This window comes from Singulisphaera chitinilytica (genome assembly GCF_049331405.1).
GTDB lineage: Bacteria > Planctomycetota > Planctomycetia > Isosphaerales > Isosphaeraceae > PoT.
This window is the reverse complement of sequence record NZ_CP186274.1, coordinates 6,577,398-6,593,755: the sequence shown is the minus strand read 5'-3', so window position 1 is coordinate 6,593,755 and position 16,358 is coordinate 6,577,398. Positions and strand designations below refer to the sequence as shown.

The 16,358-nt window shown below is 65.3% G+C and carries 10 protein-coding genes; 6 read left to right on the top strand and 4 right to left on the bottom strand.

The annotated features are described in order from the left end of the window. Window positions 1-32 precede the first annotated feature (32 nt). On the top strand, window positions 33-806 hold the full coding sequence (locus ACOYYX_RS26030) for a glycosyltransferase (RefSeq protein WP_422925115.1): 774 nt from the start codon (window positions 33-35) through the stop codon (window positions 804-806). Between the two features lie 7 nt (window positions 807-813). On the opposite strand, the gene ACOYYX_RS26025 is transcribed toward ACOYYX_RS26030, so the two are convergent. Beyond that, entirely contained in the window at window positions 814-3,633 is a 2,820-nt protein-coding gene (locus tag ACOYYX_RS26025; RefSeq protein ID WP_422925113.1) for a PAS domain S-box protein, read from the bottom strand. 542 nt (window positions 3,634-4,175) lie between these two features. Between ACOYYX_RS26025 and ACOYYX_RS26020 the strand changes: the two genes are divergently transcribed. From ACOYYX_RS26020 to ACOYYX_RS26010, 3 genes are all read left to right on the top strand, one after another. Beyond that, entirely contained in the window at window positions 4,176-7,976 is a 3,801-nt protein-coding gene (locus tag ACOYYX_RS26020; protein ID WP_422925111.1) for a PVC-type heme-binding CxxCH protein, read from the top strand. A 251-nt stretch (window positions 7,977-8,227) separates the two neighbouring features. Further along, window positions 8,228-9,058: a hypothetical protein gene (locus tag ACOYYX_RS26015; protein ID WP_422925109.1), complete on the top strand. Its 831-nt coding sequence runs from the start codon at window positions 8,228-8,230 to the stop codon at window positions 9,056-9,058. A gap of 836 nt (window positions 9,059-9,894) precedes the next feature. Further along, on the top strand, window positions 9,895-10,155 hold the full coding sequence (locus ACOYYX_RS26010; protein WP_422925107.1) for a hypothetical protein: 261 nt from the start codon (window positions 9,895-9,897) through the stop codon (window positions 10,153-10,155). Window positions 10,156-10,258: 103 nt separating this feature from the next. Here ACOYYX_RS26010 and ACOYYX_RS26005 read toward each other — a convergent pair whose 3' ends face one another. Next, window positions 10,259-10,495, bottom strand: coding sequence for a hypothetical protein (locus ACOYYX_RS26005; RefSeq protein ID WP_422925106.1), 237 nt, complete (start codon window positions 10,493-10,495; stop codon window positions 10,259-10,261). Between the two features lie 358 nt (window positions 10,496-10,853). On the opposite strand from ACOYYX_RS26005, the gene ACOYYX_RS26000 reads away from it, so the two are divergent. Continuing rightward, window positions 10,854-12,290 carry a spinster family MFS transporter gene (locus ACOYYX_RS26000; RefSeq protein ID WP_422925104.1) on the top strand — a complete coding sequence of 479 codons (1,437 nt, stop codon included), beginning with the start codon at window positions 10,854-10,856 and terminating at the stop codon, window positions 12,288-12,290. A gap of 134 nt (window positions 12,291-12,424) precedes the next feature. Beyond that, on the top strand, window positions 12,425-13,420 hold the full coding sequence (locus ACOYYX_RS25995) for a malate dehydrogenase (RefSeq protein WP_422925102.1): 996 nt from the start codon (window positions 12,425-12,427) through the stop codon (window positions 13,418-13,420). Window positions 13,421-13,529: 109 nt separating this feature from the next. Here the strand turns inward: ACOYYX_RS25995 and ACOYYX_RS25990 are convergent, their stop codons facing one another. Both ACOYYX_RS25990 and ACOYYX_RS25985 read right to left on the bottom strand, forming a co-directional pair. Continuing rightward, complete coding sequence (locus ACOYYX_RS25990; protein ID WP_422925101.1) at window positions 13,530-15,131, bottom strand: hypothetical protein; 1,602 nt, start codon at window positions 15,129-15,131, stop codon at window positions 13,530-13,532. A 118-nt stretch (window positions 15,132-15,249) separates the two neighbouring features. Continuing rightward, the gene (locus ACOYYX_RS25985) at window positions 15,250-15,534 is read right to left on the bottom strand and encodes a bifunctional adenosylcobinamide kinase/adenosylcobinamide-phosphate guanylyltransferase (protein WP_422925099.1); all 285 of its coding nucleotides are present in this window, start codon (window positions 15,532-15,534) and stop codon (window positions 15,250-15,252) included. Window positions 15,535-16,358: the final 824 nt, after the last annotated feature.

Here is a 16,358-nt window from a genome sequence, read left to right as displayed (position 1 = left end):
ACCCGAACATTCTTCCACCGAGAACGACGCCGTTGTCCGACCTCGCCGCCGACCCCAAACCGCGTGTCTCCGTGGCAATCCCTTGCTACAACGAGGCGGCGGCGATCGCCACCGTCGTCGCGTCCTGGCGTGAGGTCCTCCCCGAGGCCGAGGTCGTCGTCTTCGACAACAACTCGCGCGACGGCACCGGCTCCATCGCCAGGGAGGCCGGCGCACGCGTGGTCGAGGTCCCCCTGCAAGGGAAAGGGCACGCGGTCCGTTCCATCTTCTCCGAGCTCGTCGACCGCGACGCCGTAATCCTGGTCGATGGCGACGGCACCTATCCGGCCGATGAAATCGGGCCGATGCTCGCCGCCGTCCTTGACGGCTCGATCGACATGGCGGTCGGGGCGCGTCGACCGACGGAGGAGGCGGGGGCCATGACGGCACTCCGAGGCCTCGGCAACGTCCTGATCCGCGGGGCCTTCCGCGTCCTCATCGGCAAGAGCGCGGGCGACCTACTCTCGGGCTATCGCGTCTTCAGCCGACGCTTCCTCTCGGCCGTCTCTCTCCGCTCCGAGGGGTTCGAGATCGAGACGGAACTCGCCAGCGAGGCCGTGGCGCTCAAGCTCCCGACCCGCGAGTTTCCCGTCCCCTATCGCCCTCGAATTGCAGGGACCACGAGCAAGCTGAATGCCTTCCGCGACGGCGCGAGGATCCTCAAGACGATCGTCGCTCAGAGCCTGCGGCTGCGGCCCTGGAGGCCGATCCTTCTGGCCCTGGTGACGCTCGCCATCATCGCCGGAATCGTCAAGGTCCTGACGTAAAGCCGGATCAGCTTTCGCGACGGGCTCCGAGGGTACCGAGGGCCTGGCGGAGCGCATCCCAGGTAACAGGCTTTTCCAGGTAGCCGTTGACGCCGGCCTCGCCGATCCGATGCTGATTCACGAGCGTGACGTCGCCGGTCAGGGCGAAGATCGGCAGGTGCGCGAACCTGGGATCGGCCCGGAGCGTGAGCGTCGCCTCGATGCCGTCCATGAGCGGCATGTTCACGTCCATGAGGACGGCCATGAGGTCTTCCTGGGCGGCGACCGTCAGGACGTCCCGACCGTTACTCGCCTCGATGACCCGATAGCCCATGCGTTTGAGGACCCTCGCCAGGGTCTGGCGGCTATCCAGGTGGTCCTCGGCGATTAAGATCGTGCCGAGCTCGGCGTTACTCGCCTCGATGGCCGCTTCCTTCCGGGGGGGCAGGGTGCGGGTCACCACGGAGGCCGGCAGGACCAGGCTGAACGTGCTGCCGAGGCCTGGCTCGCTCTCGAGCATGATCTGGCCGTTGAGCAGCGTCGCCAGGCGCCTGCAGATCGCGAGGCCCAGGCCGGTGCCCCCTTCGGGACGCTCGGTATGGTCGATCATGGCGAATTCGTTGAAGATCCGCCCCTGATCCTGGGCCGCGATGCCGATGCCCGAGTCCTGGACGCCGATCCGGAGCTGGTCCTCGGTCAGCTCCCCGAAGAGCCTGATGAAGCCCGTCTCGGTATATCGGAGCGCGTTGGAGAGCAGGTTGCTGAGGATCTGCTTGAGCTTGGAACGATCCGTCTCCAGGCTCTTGTCACTCAAGGGGCCCGGCTCATAGCGGATCTCGATATGCTTGACCCTCGCCTGGGGCTCGATGCTCGCGAGGCATTCCTTGAGCACGAGGTCGATGGGGAACATTGAGAGCTCGGCCGGGACCGCCCCCGCGTCGATCTTGCTCAGGTCGAGGAGGTCGCCCAGCAAGTCCAGCACGTTCTTGACGGAGTGCCGGATGGTCCGCAGGCAGTTCTCGACCTCGCCGTCCACGTCGTCGTTGAAGTGGAGCTCGAGTAGTTGCGCGGCCAGGACGACGGCATTGAGCGGCGTCCTGGCGTCGTGCGAGAGGGCCGAGACGAGCTGGGTCTTATGCCTCGACGCCTCCTCGGCGAACACCCGCTGCTGCTCTAGGGCGGTCTCCAGCTCGATCCGCTCGGTGATGTCGAGGCTCGAGCCGAGGTAGCCCAAGAATCGGCCTTTCGAGCCTTCATAAGGGGTGCCGCGGTCGCTGATCCAGCGATACTGGCCGTCGAACCGGAGCAGCCGGAAGGTCAGCTCGAACGGCTCGCGTTTGGCGAAGGCCTCGTGGAAGTGGGCGAGGCAGCGGTGGCGGTCCTCGGGATGGATCCCCTCGGCCCAGCTCTCCCCCAACGCGGCGCCCGGCATGCTGGGGCGGCCTCGGAAGTCGAGCCAGGTCTGGTTGGCATAGTCGAGGAAGCCGTCGACGTCCACGCGCCAGATCATCACCGGCGACTTCTCGGCGATCGAGCGGAACTGCGCCTCGGAGGCCGCCAGCTGGGCCTCGAGCCGCTTGCGCTCGGTGATATCGCGGAAGGCCTTGGCCACGGCGACGATCTGCCCGTCGCTCGTGATGGCCGACGCCGTGTAGGCCACGAAGATCCGGGTGCCATCCTTGCGGATGAACATCTCGTCGCCGTGGATGGTCTCCCCCGTCTGGAAGACGCCCAGTATCGGGCATTCCTCACGGGGGTAGGGGCTCCCGTCCGGCTTCTCGTAGTGGATCGTGGCGTGGATGTCGCGCCCGAGGATCTCGGCCTCGGGCCAGCCCAGGATCGCCTGCGCGGCGGGGTTGATGAAGGTGAGCCGCCCCTGCGTGTCGATCGTGCAGAGGCCCTCGCCGAGGGTGTCGGTGATGGCCCTGGAGAAGTCTCGCTCGCGACGGAGTTGGGCCTCGACCTGCTTCCGGCGCGTGATGTCCTGGATCACGGCGACCGCACCGACGATCGCGCCGGCGTTGTCGGTCAGCGGGGCCGCGTTGATCGAGACGATCTGCGACTGGCCATCCTTGACCCAGAGCATCTCGTCGGGGTCGACGACCTCGCCGCCGAGGGCCCGGAGGATGGGCATCTGTTCGAGCGGGTAGGGGCTGCCGTCGAGACGGAGGGTCTGGTATTCGTTCCCGAGCTCGTGCACGTCGATCCTGTCGAACTCGTCCTTGTTCGAGAGCCCGCGCAGCCTGACGGCCTCATCGTTGACGCCGATGAGCCGCCCATCGGCATCGACGACCCAGACGGCCACGGGGAGGCTGCTGAGGATCGTCCGCAGCTTCGACTTCTCGAGGTTGGCCGTGACCCAGGCCTCCTCGATGGCATTTTGCCGCTTCTTGACCTCGGCGAGCGCCTTGGCGGTCTCGGCCCGGCTGTCTTCCTGGAACTGCTTGACGGACTCGGCCGTGGCCTCATCAATGACGTCATTGATGACCGCGTAGGTCTGCTCCAGCATCGTGATATCCCAGCGATGCTGCCGCGCGAAGTCGGTCGTCGAGAGCACGAGGGCGCTTCGGAGGTGGCCGAACTCGCTGACGAGCTCGGCGATGTCGTAGCCCTGCTGCCAGCGGATCTGGCCGTGCTTCCTGCCCTCGGCGATCGCATCCGAATGCCCGCCCCTGAGCCGTTCGGCCAGGCGATCGAGCAGTTGAGGGATGTGGTCGAGGAATTCGCCGTAGGAGAGTCGTTCGACTTCGGAGATGTCCCCGACGCGCTCGACGGTCTTGCGCCAGACGCCGAGGATCGCGTCGCTCTGCTGATCGAGGTGATCCGCCAGCATGGCGGGCTCTCGCATGACAATCCCTCTTCGCAACAACGGCGTTGCCATCGGTTGGCAAAGGTCGCGTCAATCTCTTCCATGCACACGTAAGAGGCCGAACTGACGCGAGACGCTCTCTGCCAATCAGGACGTGAGCCCGATGCTTTCTAGGCCAGGGGACTCTGCCTCGTAAGTATGGGTTCACCGGGAGACAACTGTCAAGCGAGGGAATAGCACGCGCAGAGGATTGCCGAAACCCGGAAACATCGCACGCCTAATCTTGCTCGGTCAGGGCGTTTCCAAGGTCGGGCCGACCCCGGCGGATCGAACGGCGTCCGGCCAAGGATTTGACATACGTCCGCGTCGGCGGGGCTCGACGGCGGAGATAACCCCGCCTTTCGCAAGACCGGACTCGGTCGCGTGCGCCGGATCTACCGCATTGAAACGCCAAAAGGTGTCGGGCTACAATCCCTCCCATTGTTCACGAAGCCCTTGCAGCGGATGCACTTTCGTGCTTCGTGAAACCTGCCCTGGCGGCCCCCCCATTCATCCTCATTCGAGAATCGGGACTCTCACGCATGAAGCTCGCTCACCCTCGCCGGGTCTGGCCCGCGACGCTGTTTCTGCTGATCCTGGGCTCGTCCGCGACGGCCCAGGCCGCCTTGCCGAAGGTCCCCGAAGGATTCGAGGCTCGACTGGTGGCGACCGTGCCGGCCGTCCTCTACCCGTGCCAGGTGGCCACCGGCCCCGGCGGGGCCCTCTTCGTCGCCGAAGACCCGATGGACCAGGTCGGCCCCTACGAATCCAACAACGGCCGCATCCTCCTCTTCCTCGAAGGCAAGGAGCCGGTCGTCTACGCCGAGGGCTTCCGCGCCATCCAGGGCATGGCCTGGCACGACGGCTCGCTCTACGTCTCGCACATGCCCTTCCTCACCGTCATCGCCGACAAGGACGGCGACGGCAAGGCCGAGGAACGCAAGGACCTCTTCAAGGACCTCGGCCCGACCGCCAATCAGGGCCTGAACGACCACATCGTCTCGGGCATCCAGTTCGGCATGGACGGCTTCATCTATATCTCCGTCGGCGACAAAGGGATCCCCAAGGCGACCGGCCCCGACGGCCGCTCGATCCAGATCAAAGGCGGGGGGACCTGCCGCTGCCGACCGGATGGCACGGGGCTCGAGGTCGTCTCGACCGGGACCCGCAACCACCTCGAGGCCAACCTCGACGCGCAGGACAACATCCTGACGTATGACAACACGGATGACGGCCTCGGCTGGTGGACCCGCGTGACCCACCAGATCGACGGCGGCTATTATGGTTATCCGTACGACTACCACCCTCGCCCCGATCGCCACCTCCCGAGGATGGCCGAGTACGGCGGCGGCTCCCCTTGCGGCGCCGTCGTCTATAAGGAGGCCGCCTGGCCCGAGAAATACCGAGGGGTCGGCTTCTGGGCCGAGTGGGGCAAGGGGAAGGTCCACGCCTTCAAGTTCGCCCCCGACGGCTCGACCTTCAAGGTCGTCGAAGAGATCGACTTCGCCGCCCCCAACGGGGTCGACAACTTCCGCCCGATCGACCTGGCCATCTCCTTCGACGGCAAGACCATGTACGTCGCCGACTGGGGCATGGGGGGCTGGGGCAGCAAGACCGAGAAGGTCGGTCGCGTCTACGCGATCACCTGCAAGGAGGAGGCGAAGGTCCCGCCCCTCGGCAGCGACTCCGACCCGGTCGACGCCCAGATCAAGCAGCTCGAACACCCCGCCTTCCAGGAGCGCATGCGGGCCCAGACGGCCCTGATCCACAAGGGGGCCGAGGCCTACGGCTCCGTCCTCAAGGCGCTCTTCACGCCCGAGACCCCCGAGCTGGCGAAGCGGCACCTCGTCTGGACCCTCGACGGCATCGCGGGCTCGAAGCCCCAAGGCCTGCTCCCGCTCCTGGCGATCCTGAAGTCTCACGCCGGCGACCCGAAGCCCTATGAAGGGACCGAGGTTGAGGCCCGCGGCATCGTCCCCCAACCGATCGACTTCCCGGCCGACGTCGTCGCCCAGGCCGCCAGGGCTACCGGCGAGAGGCAGTTCGAGCCGGCGGTCGGGCCCCTGGTCGCCGTCCTGCAGAAGTCGGGCGACCCGACGGTCCGCCTCCAGACGGCCATCGCGCTCGGCCGGATCGGTGATCCGAAGGCCATCCCCTCGCTCGTCGCCCACCTCACCGAGAAGGATGCGTTCATCGCCTTCAGCGCCCGCCAGGCCCTGCGTCGGATCGGCGACTGGAAGGCGACGGCGAAGGAACTCAGCAGCGAGGATTCGAAGACCCGCCTGGCGATCCTGGCCGCCCTCGAGCTCGAATACGACGCCGACGCCGCCGGGGTCCTCGCGCAATACGCGTCGGATCCCTCCCGTCCCGCCGCCGAGCGGGCCCGGGCGATCCTCTACCTGAGCCAGGTCCACCGCAAGGCGAAGCCCTGGGACGGCAAGTGGTGGGGCACCCGCCCTGCTGATGGCAAGCCTCCCGAGAAGGTCGACGACTGGCAAGGGACGACCGTCGTCCTGGACGCGATCCGAGGCCGCCTGAACGACCCCGACACCCTGATCCGGCTCGAGGCAATCACCGCCGTGAAGGAGACGCGCGACCTGGAATCGCTGCCGGCCCTCCGCACCCGGTTCGGCGCCGAGGATCATTCCGAGGTGAAGATCAGCATCGCCAAGGCCCTCGGCGAGCTCGAGGACAAGCAGGCCGTGCCCGAACTCGTCGCGGCCCTCCGCGAGCCCAAGTCCTCCGACGGCGTCCGCGACGCGGCGCTCGCGGCCGTCGAGAAGATCGGCGGCGACGAGGCGATCCGAGGCCTGATCGCGTTGCTGGAAGCCGGGAACCTGGGCGAACCGCGTCAGATCCACCTGATCGCGGCGCTCGGTCGATCCAAGGCCGAACCGGCGATCGCCCCGCTGGTGAAGCAACTGGCATCCCCGTCCGCCTCGGTTCGCGCCTCGGCCGCGGAAGCCCTCGGGAAGATCGGCCGGCCCGAGAAGTATGCCGCCTCCCTGCGGGCACTCCTGGCCGACTCGTCCCCCAACGCCAGGAAGGCCGCGATCGCGGCCCTCGGCGCCCTCGCCGATCGCGAGTCGATCCCGGCCCTGATGCAGGCCAGCAACTCGGACGAGACCCGGTTCGAGGCCATCAAGGCCCTGGCGGCGATGCCGGATCTCAAGGCCCTGCAGGTCTACCTCCGCGGCCTCGGGGATGTGAGCCCGGATCTCCGCAAGGCCTCGGGCGAGGCGATCGCCAAGATCCGAGGCGAGGCCGCGCCTTTGCTCGACCAGCTCGCCGAGCGTCACGAGCTGTCATCGACCTTGATACCGGAACTCAAGAAAATCTACGCCACCCTCGAGCCGATCATGGACTGGCAGCTCCTCGGCCCCTTCGCCATGGATGCCAAGCCTCCGTTCGACGTGGCCGGGCCCGTCGACCTCAAGGCGAAGTACACCGGCCGCAAGGACGAGTCGGTGCGATGGAAGCGGGCCAAGGCGATCGATGCCAACGGCCAGATCGACCTGGGCAAGATCTACATGACGCTCGAAGGGGCGTCGGTCTTCGGCTATGCCGAGCTCAACAGCCAGGACGAGCGCACGGCCGAGTTCGCCGTCGGCTCGGACGACACCCTGACCGTCTGGCTCAACGGCAAGCAGGTCTATGACTTCCAGGACCGCCGAGGCTTCGAGGCGGGCAAGGAGCGTTTCCAGGCCCAGTTGAACTCAGGGACGAACCGGATCCTGATCAAGTGCGGCAACGGAAGCGCCTTCTGGCAATTCTCGGTGGCGGCGACGACCTCGAAGGATTACGCCTTCCTCAAGGCCAAGCCGAGCGGCGAAGGCTACGACCCCGAGAAGTTCCGCAAGTTCGCCATCGAGCAGCTCTCGCAGAAGGGGAAGGGCAACGTCGAGCACGGTCGGGCGATCTTCAACGACCTGAAGGGCCTCGCCTGCATCAAGTGCCACGCGGTCGGGAGCGAGGGGGGCAAGGTCGGGCCGGAACTCTCGAGCGTGGGGGCCAAGTATCCTCGCGAGGAGCTGATCGACTCGGTGCTGAACCCGTCGGCCAAGATCTCGTCCGGCTACGAGCCGATCGTGGTCGCGACGACCGACGGCCGGGTCCTGACCGGCATCGTCAAGACGGACGGCGACTCCCTCGAGATCGAGGACGCCGACGCCAAGCGGATCCGGATCCCCAAGGACGAGATCGAGGAACGCAAGCGGAGCGACGTCTCACTGATGCCCTCGGGCCTGGCCCAGGGGCTCACCCCCCAGGACTTCGCCGACCTCATCGGGTATCTTGAGACCCTCAAGGATCCGAACGCGAAGCCCTCCGGCGAGACTCGCTGAGTTCCGGTTCCGTCGGCATCGCGTCATGACGAGCGAGACGCCGGACCCGTCGATGAATCATGGCTCCCGGGAGGACGGCCTCGATCGACCTCCCGGGCCTCGGTACTCGAATTGCAATATCCCGATCAGTCTTCGTCTTTTCTGCTAAACTTGAGACGACCATTTGACATAAGAGCGGGGGATCCCCTCCCGGATCCCCAACCTGACTCGTTTCGCCTTGGCTCATCCCAGGCTCGAGGAATAACGTCAGCATGTCTCTGCCCGACGACGACTCCGCGCAGGCCTCCGCATCCCATCGCCAGAAACGCGAGCGCAGCATGCGCTATCCCGGCATGAGCCTGGCGGAAAGCCTCAAGCTCTGCGAGTCGATGGACACCAAGGGGCTCGACGGCCTCTCCGCGCCCGAGATCGCCTCGGCTCTCGGCTACAAGAACATCAAGACCAACACGTTCTCCGCCAGCCTGAGCGCCGCCAGGCAGTTCGGGCTGCTGAACCTGACGTCGGCCGGCTACGAGCTGACGTCGCTCGCGAGGGAGATCCTCCACCCGGTGGACCTCGCCGAGATCCCCAGGCTGCATCGCCAGGCCCTCGTGAAGCCGCCGCTCTATTCCGAGCTCGTCGACCGCTTCACGAACAAGCGCGTGCCGGAGATCGAGATCCTCGGCAATATCCTCTACCACAACCATCAGATTACGTCCTCGGCCAAGCGCACGGCCGCCGAGGCCTTCTGCGAGTCCGCCCGTTTCGCGGGCGTCCTCGGCCCGGACCAGATCCTCCGGATCGGCAACGGCCCCGCCGCCGCAGCGGCACCCGTCGCCCCTGCCGAGCCCCAGCCTGTGCGCGCCGAGATCCCTGTCCAGGCCCCGCCCATCGCCGCTCCCCGGGCTCCCTCATACGCGCAGGAACGAGGGGTTCGCCTCGACCTGACCCTTTGGGGTAGCGACGCGGGGAAGACGATCCGGCTCCGCACGCCGGAGTCCATCTCGCCCGAGAGCTTCGAGCGATTCATCCAGGCGTTCCGGCTCCTCGTCCGCATCCGGACGGAGTCGGATGATGAAATTGACGACCCGGATCTGTTGTAAGTCACTGCCGACTTTGTCGCCTCGGGTACGCGACCCGCGACGACGACACATCACCTGCTCCAGGGAAAGAGGCGATGACGTCGAGGGAGATACCCTCGACGTCATCGCCTTCATTCATGATGGCCTGCAAGGTAGACCCCGCGCCGAGGCTGCCGCAACAACACGGATATCCTCCCGATCAGCTCGATCCTGGCCGAAGCCCAGACGTCACATCATTCTGCAGCAATATAACTTGCGACAACAATAGGAGAAGATTTTACATAATTACGCAAATACACACCATAAATCAATTGAGCCCATCTGCTCACCAAAAGAGAGCCCGCCGGAGCCAGACCGTTCGATAAAGCATCCTTCCGGGCGAGCATGAAAAGATAACGCCCACCTGGCCCCTAAGAAAACACGACCCGCTCCACCAAACAACCTCTCACAATCGATACCATTCAACCATTTTCACAATCTGCCTCATAGACGGCACCTCAGTTGCCCTTTAGACTTACAGATAAGCCATGAACAAATTAAGTACGCCTTTTCTTTGACACCAACTTAGGCCTGGCAAGCCCCAAGGCCTCGACAAGAGCCGTGCAGGCTCTCGGGCCAAGATGGCGGTCGTTCATGAATGAACCCAAGCTCGAAGCAATCTCCAAACTTCCAGCACCTTGAGTGGGGGACCGAATTCTCGAGTTATGGGTGTGGTGACGGCCCGAATCGCCGATAGCGATTCGGGCCGTTGAAATAACCCTCTCATGAGAGAGCAATCGTTCGCTCACTGCCGGCATCTTAGGGCGAACGCACGCTTGAATAACATAAGGGCTTCTAACCTAATTCTTAGGGATAAGATGACCATTTCCTCATTCTTCACACCGGTGAGCGAGGAAGTTACGGACGAAGTCGTCGCCGTCGATCCCTTCGGCAACGAATATTCGCTCCTGCGGACGGTCACGACCATCGTGGCCACCCGCCGCGGCGGGGCCCAGGACCGCTATACCGTCGTGCGATACATGCACAAGGGTGAGCCCGTGGACCAGGCCAGGGAACTCAGCATCAACGTGGCTGGCCACCGCGTCTCGCTCGAGATCCAGCCAAGCTTCAGCGACTGACCTGGGCCTCGAAGAAATCCCATCGCCTCGGCCGCCATATTCGACCTCGCCAAATCGCCCTTCAACCTCCGCCTCGCACTTCGGCTCGTCAATCGACCCGCCTTCAGACCAGGCGGAAGCCCTGGCTCAGCTCGTGAGCGGCGCTGAGGACAAGCGACGCCGCCCAGGCTCGATGCTGCGACCCATCCGATGCCGCCGGGACCGCCAGGTGCCAGCCGATGCCACGGGCCTCCGAGATCCGGCTCCCCTCGGGAGCCTGGACATAGGCCACGAGCCGATGATGCGGGGGAGGGACCAGATGCAACCCGCCGGCAGGGTCTGCGTAGATCGGGACGACCATCCCAGGGTCCTTTCGACAAGCGGGCCAGCCAAAACGATACACACGTACACCAATCAGGCTTTACTATAAACCTGGACACTTGCCTGTCAAGAGAGGTCCAGGGAAAGGCCGGCTCCCGGCATGGCACATGAAATTCATTAGCAATTTCACATTTACATTTCTTAATATTTTCAGTGTTAACTCAACTCCAATCACGGCCGACATCGCATCGAGCATCGAACCGCCATGATCCGGCTCCTCAGGGCGTCCCGGCGTCGAAGGTTCTCATCGCCGGCCTGTGCCTACTGGACGGCGCCCGGGGAAGTGGCGTAGCATCGGCAAGTTCCCGAGGGTCGAACGGCGAAGGGGAGCGGACGCGATGTTGCATGCGGGGGATGAGGTGATGGAGGCGAAGGAGTCGCCCACGAAGGTGGCCTGGGCCAAGACGACATTTGTCGTTCTATTTACGATGAACCTGCTCGACTATCTGGATCGTAGCGTCCTGACGTCGATGCAGCCGCAGATCAGGGACGAGTTCCACATCAACAATACCCAATGGGGCCTGCTGACGACGGTCTTCCTGATCAGCTACTCGGTCGTGAGCCCGATCATGGGGTGGCTGGGGGACCGCTACCGGCGGAACCGGCTGCTGGGGATCGGGGTGGGCGTCTGGAGCCTGGCGACCCTGGGGAGCGGGCTGGCGACGGATTACGGCCACCTCGTCTGGGCCCGGAGCTTCCTCGGCATCGGCGAGGCCACTTACGGCGTGATCGCGCCGACGATCCTGCTCGATCTCTTCTCCAAGAATAGCCGGTCCCGGCTCATGTCGACGTTCTACCTGGCCATGCCGATCGGCACGGCGATGGGGATGAAGGTCGGGGCCTACATGGCGACGACTCACCACTGGCACCAGGCTTTCTACGTCGTCGGGCTGCCGAGTCTCTTCGCCGCCATCTTCGCGTTCTTCCTTCCCGAGCCCGTCCGGGGCGCGAGCGAGGGGATCGCCGAGGATCGGCTCAAGGCGCACGAGAAGGCGGGAGCGACGAAGGAAGACTACATCGACCTGATGGTCAACTCGTCCTACACCTACTCGGTCTTCGGCATGGCGATGTACACCTTCGCCATCGGCGGGTTGCTCGTCTGGGTGCCGATCTACCTCTTCAACACCCGGCAGATCGAACAGAACCGGGCCATGACGATCCTCGGCCTGGTCACCCTCGCCGCCTCGGTCATCGGGATGTCGGCCGGCGGCTGGCTCTCCGACAAGATGGCGAAGACGAAGCCGCAGGCCCTCTTCCTCGTACCCGGTATCGCGATGTTCCTGTCGATCCCGTTCGTGCTGATCGCGCTCTTCTCGACCTCGGAGAGAGTCATCTTCGGCGCGATCCTCGCGGCCGAGACCCTCATGTTCATCAACACGGGGCCTTGCAACGCGATCATCGCCAACGTGGTGCAGCCGAACCTGCGGGCGGCCGCCTACGCGATCTCGGTCTTCGCGATCCACTTCCTCGGCGACATCTGGTCGCCCGCCTTGATCGGGAGGGCCGCCGACTGGCTGGGGGATCCTCTCACCATGGCGAGCTCTTACGGGAAGATCCTCAAGTCGATCGGCGCGGTGCCGACCCAGGTGTCGGGGCATCCTCCCGAGAACATCGTGGCCGCCCTGCTGATCGTCGTGCCCGCGCTGCTGCTGTCGGCGATCGTGCTCATCGCGGGAGCGAGGCACCTGCCTCGTGAGATGGCCCTGATGCACGCCAAGCTCCGCGCGGCCCCCAAGACGTCAAAACCCGACCCCGGCCTGCCGTCGGAGCTGTGAACCGGCGTTGAGCCCGGCTCCCGTCGCATCAGGGTGTTTCGGTGGGTCGAATGCCGTTAGAATGGGGGTCTTGGGTCACCCCCCGCCGTGAGTCTTTGTGCGAGAGTCTTGTTTTCGTAGGAATCCATCGAGCAATGAGCGCACCTATCCGCATCGCCGTTACGGGAGCCGGAGGCCAGATCGGCTACGCTTTGATCTTCCGGATCGCCTCGGGGGGATTGTTCGGTCCCGACCAGCCGGTCTCGCTCCGGCTCCTGGAAATCACCCCGGCGCTCCCGAGCCTCAACGGCACGCTCATGGAGCTGGACGACTGCGCCTTCCCGCTCTTGAAGGATGTGGTGGCGACCGACCAGACCACGACGGCCTTCGATGGGGCCGACTGGGTCATCCTCGTCGGCGGCCTGCCGCGCAAGGAAGGCATGAGCCGGGCCGACCTGATCCGCGCCAACGGCCCGATCTTCACGGGCCAAGGGAAGGCCATCAACGAGGCCGCGGGCCCGGACGTTCGCGTCCTGACCGTCGCCAACCCGTGCAACACGAACGCCCTGATCGCCCGCTCGCACGCCCCGAAGGTCCCGGCCGAGCGCTGGTTCGCCATGACCCGGCTGGACCAGAACCGGGCGGCCGCCCAGCTCGCGATCAAGGCGGGCGTCGGAGTGGGCGAAGTGACCCAGCTCACCATCTGGGGCAACCACAGCGACACGCAGTACCCCGACTACAAGAACGCCCTGATCGGCGGCAAGCCGGCGACCTCGGTCATCAACGACCCGACCTGGCTCTCCGATACGTTCGTGCCGACCGTCGCCAAGCGTGGCTCGGCGGTGATCAAGGCCCGAGGCGCCTCGTCCGCCGCGTCGGCCGCCAACGCCGCCCTCGATAGCGTCCGCTCGGCCTCGTTCCCGACCAAATCGGGCGACTGGTTCAGCGCGGGAGTCGTCTCCGACGGCAGCTACGGCATCCCCGCCGGCCTGATCTACAGCTTCCCGCTGACCTCGACCGACGGCAAGAGCTGGTCGATCGTCCAGAACCTTCCCATCGACGACGACGCCCGCGCCCGCCTCGACGCCTCCGCCAAGGAGCTCCAGGACGAGCGCGATGCCGTCAAGGATCTGCTCGGCCCCGCCGCCTGACGGGATCGGTCGTAAGCCAAGACTTGCGAGGCCGGTGAGCTTTGCCCCGACGGGCGAGGCTCGCCGGCCTCGCTCGCTTGTTGGGGTTCAGCAAGAGCGGTCACTCCGTCTACCGCGTGGACCTCGGCTGGTTACCGGCGGCGTTGGCGCTCGGATGGAGGCCGAGGATCCGGCTCTTGGGACGAGTGCGGTCGACGATGACTGGAGCGGATTCGGAAGTCTCAGCCACGCCTCTGTTCCCGGCATCATCCACAGCTTCGATCCGGAGATGGAACTTCGGCGGCACGTTGGCCGGGACCGTCCACACGAATGAGCCCGTATTCTCGATCGGTCCCTGGGTGGTGACGACGTTCCAGCGGCTCCCCTGCTGGTCGGCACGCCAGGCGATCTGCACGGGCTTGGCCCTCAGGTGGATGTCGGTCGCACGCCAGTAGATGGCGATCTTGCCCATATGCTTGCCGGTCCCGACCTGGGTCCTGATCAGTTCCACGGCAGGCGGAGTCTGGTCGACCTCGACCCAGAATTGCGGGGGGTCGCCGGGCTGGGGCGGGTTGTCGCCCAGGCCGGAGGCCGAGCGGGCGACCAGGCAGAGGCCGAACGTCCCCTCACCGCCAAGGTCGACGGGGAAGGGAGTGCTACGATCGGGATCCTTCCCTTGAAGCGTCCAGGTCCGGCCCCGGTCCTGCGTCACCCAGAGCTCCACCGAGCTTGGTCCATTGGGGCCGGCGTCCTCGACGTCGTAGGCCAACGGGAAGCGAGGGCTCGATACCAGGAGCGAGCGCGACCCGCCGTTGCCGGCCGGTGCGCCACCGGCGTCGGGCGCCCCGCCTTCCGATGAGCCTGGGTCACCGAAGGCATCTTGCCCAGCGTCGCCCGCCCCGCCCGCGACGTTGGCCGGCTGCGCCTCGGCGGCCGGCGGGAACGGATCTTGCTGACGTTCGGCGGGGGCCGGATTTTCCTCAACAGGCGGGAAGCTCGAGCTGGAGGAGATCTGGCTGATCGGGGGAGGCTCGCCACCGGCAAGGTCGTTGGTGATCACGCCGGGATTCGAGGAACTCCCTTCCGGCAGGTCCACGTTCTCCTCGGTCGTGTTGCCGGCGCGGTCGGAGATGCTGGCGCGGACGTGGAGGGCCTCGGCGGTCCCGGCATCCCACTCGACGCTCCCCAGGAGCGCGAAGTTCACCTTGGGGATCCGCCGCCACTCGTGGATGCCCTCGGGCTGGTACTCGATCACCAACGTGCTCTGGTCGAGGTTCCGGTCCTTGACCTCCCAGCGCACCGAGGCCTTCGTCCCCTTGCGCCCGTGGGAGTCGAGCCGGAGGATCGGCGGCGTGGAGTCGACGACCACCTTCATCTTGGGCTCGACCTCGTCATCGTCGCCCGGGTAGAGCTTGCCCTTGATGTCGAGGGTCCGCACGGTGAACCAGTACTCGGCGTCGCGAGGGGCTTTGAAGGTGAACGAGGGCCGGTCGGGCGTGGCCGTCGGCCCTTGCTTCCACGAGTCTCCCTTGTCCTCGGAATACCAGAGCTGGACTTCCTTGAGCCGGGCCTGGTCCTCGTGGTCGACGTTGAAGGGGACCCGGAACGACCGGCTCTTGTGGTAGATCAGGCGAGGCTGCGAAGACCGCATGCCGCCGGTCTTCGGCGCCGCGAGGGCTCCAGGCGCAATGGCACCGAGGGCCAGGGTCATCCCCAGGCCGACGATCGCCAATCTTGCCCGAAACTCCCGCAATATCACGTGCTTCCTCCTCGACTCGAGGGTCCTTGACCTCGAGCCTAACCGACGGCGTATCCCCGGACCGAACCCAAGAGGTTCCAGATCCGCCCGGTCACTTGATCCGGATCGACAGACCTGCCACGCGGAGATGAACCGCGTCGCTCTCGGGCGCGAGTCGCCGGTGGGCCATCCCGTGGACGTCCGCAAGCTGACGCGCCATGGGGTTGGCCGGGACGATCCCGGAGCCCACCGCATTCGTGACCGGGACGACCCTCGGCACACTTCGGCCGGCGCGAACGGCGCGGACGACCGCGTCGAGGATCTCGGGATCCCCCAGCAGTCGTCCTCCCATTCCCAGCATCAGGTTACTGATCCAGAGCGTGACGCTATCGATCACAACCACTCCCTCCGACTCGCCAACGGAATCCAGGCGTCCTCAAGGTCTCGCGGAACTTCAAGCGTCGTCCAGTGTTGCGGCCGATCCGCCCGAAGTCACGCGATCCGCAAAGCCATCTCCTGCCGTCCGGGTCTCGCGTCGAGATTGCCACGAAAACGCGGCCTCGCACTCACCGGCCAATCGCTCCGCGAAAGGGCTCTTTTCCGACCGACTCCCTCCCAGAATCAGGATCGTTCCGCCCCTCACCGGCCCCTTTTGGGGCCTCCCGTCGAGGCCCTCGTCCCCGAACCCTCGGCGCGCCAAGAGGCTTATGCGGGTGTTATCGGTCCCAAGCGGCGGTCGCCTTGAAATGAATCGAAGGAGGATTCGGGTTATAACGGCTAATCAGACGAAGGGCGCGATCGTGTCCACTCGATGGGACCCGTTCCCGATTCGGCATCACCGAGAAATTCGGTACACATATCTTTGGACTGCTTAGACTTGTATCATCGCAAAGGGAACGAAATAGGTCGCCTCATCCAGCTCAATGGGGCGTTCCGGCGATCGCCCGCAACCTCACCCGGCTGACACCTACCCAGTTCCGTCAAGCCGAGACATCCAGCGATTGCCTCGCAAAGGCTGTCAGAAAAACTCGGAATCGACTCAAGCCAGTTATCTGACAGCAGGCAGCCCGGATGGCATCTCATTAAGCCTTGGCGTTGACCATGAACTGGCTTCTCCCCTTCGTGCCGAGCATAGTCGGCGAAGACGAAATGGACCAAGGCTAAGATTCGACAGATCACCACCTCGCCGAGGATTCACAAACCTCGAATACCTCCAGGTCT

Bases quoted from the DNA above. Each gene is read 5' to 3' on its own strand.
- ACOYYX_RS26015 (WP_422925109.1), top strand. From the start codon at position 8,228: ATGTCTCTGCCCGACGACGACTCCGCGCAGGCCTCCGCATCCCATCGC.
- ACOYYX_RS26010 (WP_422925107.1), top strand. From the start codon at position 9,895: ATGACCATTTCCTCATTCTTCACACCGGTGAGCGAGGAAGTTACGGAC.
- ACOYYX_RS26025 (WP_422925113.1), bottom strand. From the start codon at position 3,633: ATGCGAGAGCCCGCCATGCTGGCGGATCACCTCGATCAGCAGAGCGAC.
- ACOYYX_RS26000 (WP_422925104.1), top strand. From the start codon at position 10,854: ATGTTGCATGCGGGGGATGAGGTGATGGAGGCGAAGGAGTCGCCCACG.
- ACOYYX_RS26005 (WP_422925106.1), bottom strand. From the start codon at position 10,495: ATGGTCGTCCCGATCTACGCAGACCCTGCCGGCGGGTTGCATCTGGTC.
- ACOYYX_RS25995 (WP_422925102.1), top strand. From the start codon at position 12,425: ATGAGCGCACCTATCCGCATCGCCGTTACGGGAGCCGGAGGCCAGATC.
- ACOYYX_RS26020 (WP_422925111.1), top strand. From the start codon at position 4,176: ATGAAGCTCGCTCACCCTCGCCGGGTCTGGCCCGCGACGCTGTTTCTG.